Source organism: Arthrobacter sp. 35W, from assembly GCF_000482545.1.
In the GTDB taxonomy this organism is placed as follows: Bacteria; Actinomycetota; Actinomycetes; order Actinomycetales; family Micrococcaceae; genus Specibacter.
On the sequence record NZ_KI519454.1, the window covers coordinates 1,587,531 to 1,599,692 of the forward strand.

Below are 12,162 nucleotides of genomic sequence, written 5' to 3' on the forward strand. Positions count from 1 at the left end.
TCGAATAGAGCCGAGAAAGTTGGGGGTTCCGGTGAGGGATCCTTTACCGGACGCCGGCATGGTCTTCTCTGTCTAGATCCCGGGCGAGCCTGGTTCCCTCGCTGCGGGTGAATCCGAAACCCGATGGACATGCTTCAGCCCACATCTAGGTGGTGCGGTTTGCGGATCCAGCGGGTGCCCAGTCGAAAGTTTCAAGGAGTGGGTTCATCCGAAGTTCGTTGATGAGCTCGGTGCTGCCGCTGACTTTTGTCGCCCAGAGGTCGTAGTCGGTATAGACGAGCCATGATCTATCGGATGGCCAAATGTTCGAGGGCGTGAAGACTTGGCCATCTTCGCTGGCCTCTCTCAGAAGCGGCGGGAGATTCAGCAGGCTCGCGTCGTATACCGGATTTTCGGGTGAGTCAGGGAAAGTGCTGGTCAGGCCAGCGAAGTACATGGAGCAGGCAGCTGCGGGTGTGCGGCGGGAGAGGACGTTGATAAGTTCGGTGAAGTCTTCTTCAGACATGGAACCTTCAGTGGGCAGTTCGATGTTCGCGGGGAAGTCTGTTGCGGGGAACCAGCGGTAGCAGGGCGGGGGTCCGTCCGCTGGGCGGGGGTGAGGGAACCGGACCAGCATCTCCGCCCAGGTGCGTCGCTGCCAATCCACTGGTGGCCTTTTTTCGTAGCCAAGCCCGCCGCCTGTAGCAGTTGTCATCTCATCAAGGTTGACCCCGTTGATGATCAGGGGTTCTTCATCTCCGGATCCGATGCGGGACTTATGCAACTCATCGTGCGTCGGAACTGGTCCTTTCGACGGGAGTTCGTAGAAGGCGTTGAGGATCCAGGTACTGTCCTCCCACCCTGAGGCGTCTATCCCTGTGAAGCCGCGGAGGTCGTCTCCGTTCCGGGAAATGAGCCAGCCCAAGTCGTCCCGGCTGGGAGCGAAGCCGCTGTTGGTTTCGTACCAATTCATGGGGACTCCTGTCAGTTTGAGCTATCCAATCACGGCAACGGGCTGGCGCAAAACGGTCGAAGTAGTCCTGCAGGTTCGTTCACAAGCCGATCCGCGACAGCTCACTTCGTGCACCCCCTGCCTATAATTCAGCATGGGCAGCAGAAACTTCCTCATCGAGGGCGGTTCCGGAACCGGGAAGACGTCGGTGTGCGAGGAGTTGGCGCGGCGCGGCTACCACGCCATCCACGGCGACCGGGAACTGGCCTACCAGGGCGACCCGAACACGGGTGAGCCCGTCAACGTCACGGGGCTCGCGGTCCACGACCATCACATTTGGCGCATTGACGAGGTCAGGACGCTCATCGAGGATCAGCGCGAGGAGGTGACCTTCTTCTGCGGAGGCTCCCGCAATTTCGGAAAGTTCGTGGACCTGTTCGACGGCGTCTTCGTGCTCCAGGTCGACCTCGAGACCCTGGCCCGGCGGCTTCACGAGCGTCCGGAGGACGAGTGGGGTGGGCGACAGGCAGAACGAGACCTCATACTCCAGCTCCATCGCACCAAAGAGGACGTTCCACCCCATGGCATCATCATCGATGCCACCGCCCCACTCACACATGTCGTCGACGAGATCCTCGCGAAGAGCCGAGCGGCCGGAAACACGGCCCAATAACCGGTTCTACGCAGCGCGAGCCCCACTGGAATTCCCGGATTTGGAAATCAGCACGTTGCCACGGCCACATGATTCCCCTAAAACCCGCCTGCGAAAATGTCCGGTGCAGGACTGTATGTGGAACAGGGATCCGAGTCCCGGGTGCTGGTGCTTTCGGAATGGGTCGAAGCCTCCGTTGGGCTGCCATCCTTCGGTGACGTCATCACTGATCCACTCAAGGAAGATGTCCAGCACATGTGAACGCTGGGGGAGTGAGGCGGACAATGCGACCGGGAAGGCGTGGGACGCGGTCCCGGTGTCGCTGGGACGCAGTCCAGCTGCATCAAATTGTCGCGTTCGCACCAGGATTCGAAGCCGGCGTGGCGCTGGTTCGTGGCGCACCACCGGAGGCAGGCAAAATTGCGTTGCCCTTTGGGGGCTGCCGGGCGCCGGAGCCGCAGAGGGTTCTCAAACGGGGCTGCGGGCCGCAAGTACCCAAACCTGCCAGATCAGCCGTTGAGGAGCCCCTTCCGGGCTTTACTTGACATAATGTAGATTATCGGCGCGATATCAGGGTCTGGAATAATGCTGATTTCCAGCCTGTCATCTGTACGTCGATTTGGCGGTTCTGGACCTCAATTCCTGGCTCGGCCACCCCGTTCCCAAGTTCGCGCCCGGCCGACCGACTGGGGCCAAACTGCCTTCAAACCGAAAATCCGGCCAAAATCTCAGACATATGTCTCGTTTTTGCCGAAGTTTATGCCTGCGTATAAACTCTCCATCTGGTCACATAAACTCGCCGAAACCATAAACTTTGACCAAAGTTTATGGAAGTTTATCGGTGCGGACAATTACAGTCTTTGACAAGCCGTAAAGCCGTGTTGGCCAGTTGCCGCTGTATCACTTGTAACAACGACAACGGCCAGGATGCCGGTGGACCAGCCCGGACAACCGTCGGAGCAGCCGGCGTCGACGATTCCAATCTGAAGTGCGGGCCGCCACTCCAGAAGAGACTCTGCAGGGGGGCCGAAAGGGCCGCCACTCCCCCGGTATTCATGAATTGAAATCCAATTCCGACAATTCAGAGACAATTCAATAGCCATTGAATGTGGAGCCGCGCCGAGGTTGGCAGCCTCGTTCCATGTCCACAGCCCGCCAACGCCTGGAAGACGTGCTGCCCGCGGCGGGTTTGTCCCTTGCAGACGATTCTGTACTACTTGAGAGCAACTCCAATGACGTTTGGGCCATCACGGACCCCGACCGCGGCACCGTCGTTCTCCGGATCTGCTGGCGGGGCGACAGGCAGCGGATGCTTCGCGAAGCCGCCGTTGGTCGTGAGCTGTCCAGGGTGGTTGGCTACCCTGAGGTGCTGGCCGCCGGCGCCGTTCCCGCCCCTGCGGGTCTGACCTAGATGGTCTGCCACCGGCTGCCCGGACAATCGCTTGGGATGGCATGGCCAGGGCTGCCCGAGGCCGTACAACAGACGTGCCTGGAGGATGCCGTCGCCCTGCTCAAGTCGCTCCATGCTTGGCGGCCGTCGGATGCCGCTTCCGCAATGATCGCCTCCATTGCACGGCCCCGGGAGAACGACGCCGGCATCGCCGGAGCCTCGATCCTGCCGCTGCCACTGGACCGGGCGCTGGCGCTCCTGGCGGCCGCGGCGGAAGCGGATCCGTCCAATGCCGCCGGCTTTGCGAGGGAACGGCTGTTTCTCAGCGGGCGCGCCGGTCTGGTCTCCGGCTTTGACTCCCCCGGCTCCCCTGTTGTGCACGGCGATTTCACTGCGTCAAACCTATGGTTTGACGGCGGCAGAGTTGTTGGACTGTTGGATTTTGAATGGTGCAGATTCGCGCCGGCCTGCGTTGAACTCGACCGCATCGACGAAGCCGCTGCGGAAGAAGGGGCCGCGGGACAGCCGGCCGGTTTCCATATGCGGCTGCGCCGTCGGCTGGAAGCAGACTATCCGCAGCTGTTCGACGTCGAAGACCTCGCGGAGCGCCTCCAAGTGCTGCAAACGGCGCATCAAATCCGCGAACGGCAGCTGGCGCGATGGTCCCGTGCCACGGGAATCCACTGAACCCCACAGTTGAGGGGTGGAAGCCTGCGCCTCCACCCCTCAACCCTCCCATTGGGTGTCCCGGGCTAGCCTTGGGGCAGCTGCAGGATCCGTGCGTTGGCCCAGTCAGCGTGGTCGCTGTTGTTTCCGTCGCCGGCGTCGGTCACCCGGAGAACGAGCTTTTCAACTCCGAAGACGTCCACGGACACGTCCTGGGGTGTGGAATAGGGCGCCGCCCGCATCACGCCACTGTCAAAGAGCACCTGGCCGTCGCCGATCACCTGGAAGGTGATCGAAGAGTACTGTGAGGTGCGCTGCGCGTCATCGATGCCAACTGTTGCCTTGAAAGTGCGGTCCGTGGGCTTGAGCGCATAGACGATCTCGGAATTGGCGTGCGCGCCCAGTCCCTTGGCGTAGGTGGTGCCGTTGATCCTCAGCGCGCCACCGGAGACGGCACGGTCCTTCACCACGGACTGCCAGCCGGAGACTGCGCTGACCCAGTCCCGATCGCTGAGGAACACTTCCTCGCCGCCGTCGGGGATTGCTTCCTCGGTGACGGTGGTGGCTGAACTTTCGCCTCGTTCGTTGCTCGATGTCACGCGGTAGGTGAACGGTCCCCCAGCGGCCGTCTTGTCCAGGTACATGCCGGAGGTGAGTCCGCCCGCGAGCAGCGTGAAGTCCTGGGTGCCGGCCGGCGCCCGGTAGACGGTGGAGGTGATGGTCTCCGACGACGTTTTCCACGACAGCCCCACCTGCGCCCCGTTGCGGTAGGCGTGCACATTCTGCGGTGCGGTGGGAACGGCTGTAGAGCTGGTGTGGAAGCGCTGCGTCCCGCCGGGAACCACGAGGCGCTGCCCGGTGGACGTGTTGACGGCCGTGACTTCCCAGTAGTAGTCACGTGCCGGATCCAGGCCGGAAACGGTGGCCTTCAAGCCACTGACGGTTGTCCGAGACACAACATCAACCATGGCGGGGCTCTTCGCCACCACCAGTTCATACTCCGAGGCGTTGGTCGACTTGGACCAGGTGAACTTCGCCTGCTGGGTGTCGACTCCCACGGCCGCCTCAGCCGGGCTCTTCAACGTGAAGTCCTCCGGGTGGGTGAGGATGGTGTCACCGTGGATGTTGGGATTGTCCTTCCCCAGGGTCTCCACGGTCATGGCGGCGCCCACGGGCACAGTGATCTCGACCTGGGTGACGGCGCGGCCATTGACGTATTCATAAGTTGGCTTGACGGGCTTGTTGTCGACCTTGACCATCGGGAATCCGCCGTCGAACTGCACCTTCCACGTCAGCGGCTGCGGGCCGGTTTCATGGCGCACCACGGTGCGGGTGGTTCCCTCGTGCGATACGCCCAGCTCGTGCTGGCCCATCTGGATGTGGTTAAGGGACAGCGAGCCAATCTCACGGGGAAGGTGGGACAGTGTGGACACCTCGTGCTTGGCCGCGTTGGGGCTGACTCCAGCCAACCCCTCGACGGTCTGGGACAGCAAGGTATAGCTGACCTCCGGGTAGTCCCCGTTGAGGCCTTGGGCGCGCACTTCGTGCGGTTCGTTGCGCGTCTCGATGATCTGCTTCATCCAGCCCCATGCCTCCTCGTTTTCACCGTAGTTGAACAGAGCATCGGGGACGTAGGACAGAGACTCAACGTTGGGAGGACCGTCCACCTTGTACATCTCGTTGAGGTAGTCGAGGAAGTCGTAGGTCTTCTTGGAATTGGGGTCCGGCAGTTCCTTCAGTGCCAGGAACACCGAGGGTTCGCGGCCGAAACCGGTGAACGCCTTGTTGTCTGGGTTGCGGCCGCGGATGTACTCCGACACCCCATGCTCCACTCCCCAGCTGGTGGAGAAGAGTTTCTGGAGATCCTTCGCCTTCTGGGCGAATTGCTGGGCTATTGCCGTGTCGCCCTTGGCCTGGGCCATGTCAGCGTACGCAAGGAACGCTTGGTACTGGGAGCCGATGCTGTCGCCGGATTCGACCACCACCTCGCCGCCGCGCTCGTCGTAGCTTGCGGATCCCTGGAAGATGCCCTTTCCGGTTCCCTCGGCAACCCCGTTGGGGATGACCGAGTCGTGAAGGGCGATGAAGTCCGTCACGGCCTTGGTGTAGTACTGCCACAGGACCGGGTCGTTCAGATAGTCGGCGTCGCCGGTCCAGCGGTACTGTTCGTTGGCCTTCGACACCAGTTCGAACACGGCGGGGACCTCGCGGACGAAGTTCGTGTCGCTCTTGTAGTCGATGGTGTAGGTGCTGCCGTCGAAGTTCAGCGCCCAGAGGGGATACCACTTGCGCGACTCGTTGGCCGTGCCGGCAAACAGTTTGATCATGGACTTGTTCTCGGCGTCGAGCCCCGCGAGGTGGGCACCATTGGCCTGGTGGACGAAGTCCCGTGAATAGAACGCGGTGCGGTGCGCATAGCCGGCCCAGTAGGAGGGAACGTAGTCAACCCGTTCGGGGCCGGCTGTGCCGCCGTTGACGTTGATGGGACCGTTCTTGCCCGTCTGGACGTAGCTGCGAGCCTTGGCCTTTGACCAGTTGAAGGCTTCGACCAGCGGTGCGTAGGAGCTGTCGATGGTGATGGATTTGGGTTCGGTGGCTACCGCGGCGGTCCAGACGACGGCGGATCCGGCGGCGTCCGTGACGGTGAAGGAGACGGGGGCCCTGTAGTCGCGCGGCTGCGCGGGATCGGGGCTGATGCTGCTCCCTGGGGGCAGTGTTGCCGCGGCCGACAGGGCGGAGAGGTCGGTCTCGTAGGGCATTTGCAGCGCAATGGTGTGGTCGTTTTCGTCCAGGACGGCATCACCCTGCTGGCCAGCGATGGCGAAGTCCGCCACCGTGCGGGCGCGCGCCATCTCGACGTCGTCGATGTTGAGCCATCCGGCGCCGCCGGTGAAGAACACTTCGAGCTGGGTGTTGGCGTCGATGCGGACGGGTGCAAGGGAGTAGCGCTTGTACGAGCCGTTGGCCGGAATGTCGACCTGGGCGAGCATCTCTCCCCCGCTGGTGCGGATTCCAAAGGTGCCTCCGGCACGTTCACTGGCGATCCACGCTGCGGCGGCAAAGTTCCCCGCGGCATTGACGGTGTACCGCTGCGTGAGCGAGTTGGACGCGCCGCCGTCAAGGTAGGCCAGCTTTGCCCCGGAGTGGGGAGAATTCGATGCTATGCCGCCATTGCCTGCAAAGGTCCAGCCCGCTCCTGCCGACTCAAAGCCTCCGTTGGTGAAGGTGCTCTCGGAAACCGCCGTGGCACCGGTGTTGGCTTTCAGCTGGGCTCCAAAGGTGCCTTGCTGGGCCATTGCCGCCGTTGGCGCGGCCGTTGCAGGTGTGACGGCACTGCCCAGCAGTCCGGCGGTCAAAAGAATGGTTGTGGCGATCGGAATCGCTCGTGGGTGGTTCATACAGCCTCCTCGCTGTGAGCCGGAGCACAAACTTTGGACCCGGCTCGCGAACAGACTATGGGGCTGAATTTAATTTTGCAAAGGACCTTTGTAAATTTAACAAGAAGCCGAGCATGAGGGATCCCGGTGTGGTAGGGACTCGGTTGACCTGCCGCCAGTGGCGGAAATCTAGCGGCGCCGGGGCTTCCGCGATGCCTGCAGCCAGGGCCGCAGTAGCCGGGTGCTGGCCGGAAGGAAGATGTACGTCATCAGGGGTGTCAGCAGGCAGACGTTGAGGAGCACGGCCAGCGGCAGCGGCCAGTTGCTGGTGAGCGGGTGCAGCAGGAAGTTGGCCAGCAGGCTCAGCGGGAAGAACGGCAGGAAGATGCTCACGGCCTGCTTCCACCGAGGCGGCACCACTGTCTCCGGGACGCTGACGTTCACATCCCCCGGTTGTTCAAACCAGCCCTCAATGCCGGTCCGGTGCTCCACGCGGGTGATTTCCATCAGCTCCGCGGCGCTTTCAATCCACCAGCGGCGCTCGGGCGATTCATCCCACGCATGCAAGGACTCGGCGTCGGCGAAACGGTAGAGCATGTGCCATTCGGGGGAATCCGGCCCGGTCCGCACCCAGCCGGAACCGAGGTAGCCGGGCCATTCGCGGGCAAGTTCCTGTCCGGCGTGCGCCCATGCCGCAAATTGGCGGTGGTAGCCCGGCAGAACGGTTCGAGCGATGGAAACTGTCACAGGCTGGGCATTTGGCACCCATCCAATTTATCGCCTCCACCACGGCCAAGGGCCGCGGCTGCGGCGTACCGGCCTGTGATCCCGGACAAGTGCCATCCCCGGGGCCGAGGCAACCGGGCGGAGTTTGTGACTAGATGCTGACATTCACGACTTTTCCGCCATTCCAGATCGACGATTCTGTCAAACAGCCACCCAGTGGATGAATTGAAGGGTAAAGTATCGAGAGTGATCCACGGCACAGTCATGCTGGCGGGGTGGTAGAAGCTGGCGTAGAGGGTGGGGACTGGAAAACTATGGGAAATGGCTCCACTAGTCGTGCCGCCACTGGGGACGGCCATGACGACTGAGGCCACAGCAGCCGCAGACAAGCCGGAACGAGCGCCCAGCATCTTCCGCGACCGCGGCTATCTGAGCTTGTGGCTGGCCAATGTCGGCAGCGGTCTGGGTCAGCAATTCTCCGCCCTGGCGCTAAGTGTCACAGCCGTGCTGCTGCTGCACGCCACACCGTTCCAAATTGGCGTCATCACCGCCCTGGGAAATGCCGGCAACCTCATCCTCGGCATCCCCGTCGGCGTCTGGGTGGACCGCTGGCAGAAGAAGTCAGTACTGGTGTCCGCCGAACTCGTCCGCTTCGTGGCGGTGGCCAGCATTCCCGCCACGTGGCTGCTGGGTGCCCTCAGCATTTGGCAGATCATGGTGGTTGCGGCCATTACGGGCACAGCCGGCGTGTTCTTTGACACCGCCCACACCAGCGTCCTCCCTGTGCTGGTGGGCAGGGACAGGGTGTCGGAAGCCAATGCCAGGCTGCAAACCTCCACCACCACCTTGTCGATTGTCGGGCCCGGGCTGGCCGGCCAACTGCTCCGGGTCATGGCCGGCCCGGTGCTGTTCCTGTTCACCGCCGCCGCCCATCTGCTCTCCGCCGCCCTGCTGGCGCTGATGCCCGTACGGGAGGTGCCGGTCCCAAAGTCCGACAGGGAACCCTTTGGCACCTCGCTCGCCACGGGTTGGCGGTTTGTGCTGGAGCACCCCGTGCTGCGCACCTTCATGCTGACGGCAGCGGCAAACAATCTGGGCGCCGGCGTGCTCACGGCAATCGTCCCGATCTTCGTGCTGCGGCAATTGGGCGTAGCGCCGGAAACCTACGGCCTGCTCATCGCGATCGGCGCCGTGGGAGGCATTGTCGGATCGCTGGTGGGCCTGAAGATCAAAGACGTGCTGGGAGAGGTGCGCACCGTTGTCACAGCCAACGTCACTCTGCCGGCGGCCTTTGCACTGCTGCCGCTGGTGACGGTGGTGCCGATCCCTCCAGTGGTCGCGATCGCGGGCAGCGAGTTCCTCTTCGGCGTCATCATTGTGGTGGGCACCGTGAGCTCCTCGGGCATCCGGGCCAAGATCACACCGGCCCGGATGATGGGCCGGGTGGCCTCGGCCAGCCGCTTTGTCAGTCTGGGCGCCATTCCGCTCGGCGCGCTGTTGGGCGGCGCCGTCGCCGGCTGGCTGGGCAATGTGCCGGGCCTGTGGCTTTCGGCCGCTCTGGCCGCTACCGCCGCCATCATCTCGCTCACCTCACCCCTGCGCCCGATGCGCGATCTTCCGCATGCCATGGAGTACGACGGCGAAGACTAGCCAGGCCATAAACTTGGCCCATGACTTTCAGCAGTGCACAGATCCAGGACCAGGTTGACGCCGTGATGGCCATCGTCGGCACGGGTGTTCTGCCGCCCATCGTCCAGGCCGGCCACCCGGTGCTCCGCGCCGAGGCTGCGGAGTTCACCGGCCAGCTGGCAGACGCGGAGCTGGCCGTGCTGATCGAAGTGATGCAGAAAGTGATGCATGCGGCGCCCGGGGTGGGACTGGCTGCACCGCAGCTCGGGATCGGCCTGCAGCTGGCGGTTCTGGAGGACCTCTACCCGGTGGCCGAAACCGTCGCCGACATCAGAAGCCGGGAGCCGCTGGAGTTCCTGGCCATCATCAACCCGCGCTACACAGCCCTGGGCTCGGAGACCGCCGCTTTCTATGAGGGCTGCCTGTCGATGACGGGATGGCAGGCAGTGGTGGAACGCCCGGCACGGGTGCAGCTGGACTACACCGACGCCGCCGGTTCGGCCCGCGCCGCCCAGTACGCGGGCTGGCAGGCACGGATCGTCCAGCATGAAACCGACCATTTGGGCGGCATCCTGTACATCGACAAGGCCCACACCCGCTCGCTGGCTGACGGCGCCGAATACGCCGCCCGCTGGGCGCAGCCCGGAATCGAGCTGGCCCAGCAGGGTCTGCGCTTCTAGCGCGGCGCGTTCGCCGCGGTGGGCAGGTGCTGGGCCCACCACGCCAGGATGTGTTCAAAGCGCTGCCGCCGGTGGTGCGGCCTGCCGCTGCGGGACAACTCGTGGTTCTCCCCGGGGAACAGCAGCAGCTGCGTGGGGACGCCCTGCATCTTCAGAGCCGTGTAGTAGCGCTGCGCCTGTTCCACCGGGCAGCGCAGATCCTCCTCGGAGTGGACCACCAGCGTGGGCGTCCGGACGGAGCCGATCTGCGCCATGGGGCTCTGCGCCGCCACGGCGTCCGGATCCGTTCCGGTGTATTCCCCGCCAAAGAACCAGCCGATGTCGCTGGAGCCGGCAAAGCTGGCCGGATCCAGGAAGCCGCGCTCCACGATGGCCGCCGCGAACCGGTGGTCCTGGGCGATGGTCCACGCAGTGAGGTAGCCGCCGTAGGAGCCGCCCATGATGCCCACGCGCTCCGCATCCAATGCCGGGTTGGCAGCCAGGACGCCGTCGAGGAACGCCAGTACATCGGACATGTCCACGGTGCCCATGGCATCCTTGATCGCGCGGCCGTGCTCGAAGCCATAGCTCGCCGAGCCCCGCGGGTTGCACATCAGGACGGCGTAGCCGGCCGCCGCGTAGACCTGGGCCTCATCGAAGAGCCCCCAGCCGTACTGGCTGAAGGGCCCGCCGTGGATGTTCAACAGCACCGGATGGGGTCCCTCACCCTCGGGGAGCAGCAGCCAGCCGTGCACGGGATAGCCGTCGGCGCCGTCGTACTCCACCTCGTGCAGCGGCACCACGCCGGCCGCCGCCCGGAAGCCGGCGGAGAAATCGGTCAGCGCGGCCAGAGTCCCATCGCCGCCCAGTACTGCCACATCGCCGGCGGTGGTTGGATCGGTGTAGCTGACGACGGCGGTGGTGCCGGCGGTGCCGATGCCCGCCACCACGTGGTGGCCGGTGGACAGTGCCTCGATGCTGCCGTCGGGACCGACCTTGTGGACGTGGGAGGCGCCGCGGCTGCGCACCAGGCCCAGCACCGAGTCAGCGCCGAACGCCACGAGGTCCGCGCCGGCGTCGCCGAAGTCCACGGTGGCGGCGTCGGTGAGGCGCAGTGCCTCCCCCGCCCCCGAAGCGGCGTCGAACGGTGCCACATAGACACCCTCGTGGGCGGCGACGAAGTCGGTGCCTGTGGAACCCATGTCCGAGGCAAGGAAGTACAGCCAGCAGCCGTCGTTGGACACCACGGGTGAATGGGCGGACAGCCGTTCGCCGCCGCCAGGCTGGCCAACCCTTTTCAGGCCGCTGCCATCGGTGCCGATGGCGTAGATGTCCTGGCACAGGTCCGCGTCGGCGCCCTCGTGCAGGGCTGCACTGAAGAGGATGCGGGAGCCGTCCGGGCTGAACACCGGCGAGCCATGGTCCACCGGCGCCTCGGTCAGCTGGGTGGCCACGGGCATGCCGGCCGGCGATGCGGCCGCTCCACCGGGCTGCTGCTGCGCAGCGGCGGCCTTGGCCCTGCCCACGGGTTCAACGGCGGGCTCGGCATCCACGGCGGGCACCGTGAGCAGGAAGAGCTGCTTGGGCTTGTCCTCGGTGTAGCCCAGGCCGTTGCCGCGGTACTGGTAGGAGTCGATGAGGCGGGCATCTTCGGCACCGGGCCCGACGCCGTCCACTGTCCCGTAGCGCCCCGGCTGCGGCACGCGGGCCGCGAAGGCGATGCTGGCGGAATCCGGCGACCAGGCAAAGGAGGCCACGCCCAGGGGCTGGTTGGTGAGAACGGTGGGCTCGCCGCCGCCGGCGTCGACGATGCACAACTGCGGACGACCGGCGGGCTCCGAGCGCAGGAAGGCCAGCACGGTGCCGTCGGGGGAAAAACTCGGCGCCGCGTCGCGGAAGCCGCGGGTGATGCGCCTGGGCGAACCGGCACCGCCGCCCTTCAGGGGAATGTTCCACAATTGGCCGACATAGCCATCGGCGTCGAAGTCGGCGCGGGACACCGCCACCACGGCACGGTGGGCCGAGGGATGGACGGTGGGTTTGGATACGGATGGAAGCAGGGGTAGGTGTTCAATCTTCACCCCGCGAGCCTAGTGCGGCGTGGCCGCTGTCACAACGCGCCGCGCAGGTGG

10 protein-coding genes are annotated in these 12,162 nt (G+C 64.5%); 6 read left to right on the plus strand and 4 right to left on the minus strand.

Translation table 11 applies throughout. The annotated features are described in order from the left end of the window. Positions 1-145: 145 nt before the first annotated feature. Positions 146-952 (minus strand): hypothetical protein, encoded by an 807-nt coding sequence (locus tag K254_RS0106850; RefSeq protein ID WP_026554731.1) that lies wholly within the window; start codon positions 950-952, stop codon positions 146-148. A gap of 133 nt (positions 953-1,085) precedes the next feature. On the opposite strand from K254_RS0106850, the gene K254_RS0106855 reads away from it, so the two are divergent. From K254_RS0106855 to K254_RS0106870, 4 genes are all read left to right on the plus strand, one after another. After that, positions 1,086-1,604 (plus strand): AAA family ATPase, encoded by a 519-nt coding sequence (locus tag K254_RS0106855; protein WP_026554732.1) that lies wholly within the window; start codon positions 1,086-1,088, stop codon positions 1,602-1,604. A gap of 117 nt (positions 1,605-1,721) precedes the next feature. Then, positions 1,722-1,844 (plus strand): hypothetical protein, encoded by a 123-nt coding sequence (locus K254_RS26310; RefSeq protein WP_269209005.1) that lies wholly within the window; start codon positions 1,722-1,724, stop codon positions 1,842-1,844. 880 nt (positions 1,845-2,724) lie between these two features. Beyond that, positions 2,725-2,994: a hypothetical protein gene (locus K254_RS0106865; RefSeq protein WP_026554733.1), complete on the plus strand. Its 270-nt coding sequence runs from the start codon at positions 2,725-2,727 to the stop codon at positions 2,992-2,994. Further along, entirely contained in the window at positions 2,995-3,660 is a 666-nt protein-coding gene (locus K254_RS0106870; protein WP_081709945.1) for a phosphotransferase, read from the plus strand. A gap of 65 nt (positions 3,661-3,725) precedes the next feature. On the opposite strand, the gene K254_RS24780 is transcribed toward K254_RS0106870, so the two are convergent. After that, entirely contained in the window at positions 3,726-7,037 is a 3,312-nt protein-coding gene (locus K254_RS24780) for an NPCBM/NEW2 domain-containing protein (RefSeq protein WP_051388942.1), read from the minus strand. 168 nt (positions 7,038-7,205) lie between these two features. Beyond that, positions 7,206-7,781 (minus strand): antibiotic biosynthesis monooxygenase, encoded by a 576-nt coding sequence (locus K254_RS0106880; protein ID WP_026554735.1) that lies wholly within the window; start codon positions 7,779-7,781, stop codon positions 7,206-7,208. A gap of 282 nt (positions 7,782-8,063) precedes the next feature. On the opposite strand from K254_RS0106880, the gene K254_RS0106885 reads away from it, so the two are divergent. Continuing rightward, positions 8,064-9,392, plus strand: coding sequence for an MFS transporter (locus tag K254_RS0106885; protein WP_081709946.1), 1,329 nt, complete (start codon positions 8,064-8,066; stop codon positions 9,390-9,392). Positions 9,393-9,412: 20 nt separating this feature from the next. Then, entirely contained in the window at positions 9,413-10,051 is a 639-nt protein-coding gene (locus K254_RS0106890; protein WP_026554737.1) for a peptide deformylase, read from the plus strand. Here the strand turns inward: K254_RS0106890 and K254_RS0106895 are convergent. Continuing rightward, positions 10,048-12,111 (minus strand): S9 family peptidase, encoded by a 2,064-nt coding sequence (locus tag K254_RS0106895; protein WP_026554738.1) that lies wholly within the window; start codon positions 12,109-12,111, stop codon positions 10,048-10,050. The genes K254_RS0106890 and K254_RS0106895 overlap by 4 nt on opposite strands. Positions 12,112-12,162: the final 51 nt, after the last annotated feature.

Coding starts and splice junctions, on each gene's coding strand:
- K254_RS0106850 (WP_026554731.1), bottom strand. CDS start 952: ATGAATTGGTACGAAACCAACAGCGGCTTCGCTCCCAGCCGGGACGAC.
- K254_RS0106855 (WP_026554732.1), top strand. CDS start 1,086: ATGGGCAGCAGAAACTTCCTCATCGAGGGCGGTTCCGGAACCGGGAAG.
- K254_RS0106865 (WP_026554733.1), top strand. CDS start 2,725: ATGTCCACAGCCCGCCAACGCCTGGAAGACGTGCTGCCCGCGGCGGGT.
- K254_RS0106870 (WP_081709945.1), top strand. CDS start 2,995: ATGGTCTGCCACCGGCTGCCCGGACAATCGCTTGGGATGGCATGGCCA.
- K254_RS24780 (WP_051388942.1), bottom strand. CDS start 7,037: ATGAACCACCCACGAGCGATTCCGATCGCCACAACCATTCTTTTGACC.
- K254_RS0106885 (WP_081709946.1), top strand. CDS start 8,064: ATGGCTCCACTAGTCGTGCCGCCACTGGGGACGGCCATGACGACTGAG.
- K254_RS0106890 (WP_026554737.1), top strand. CDS start 9,413: ATGACTTTCAGCAGTGCACAGATCCAGGACCAGGTTGACGCCGTGATG.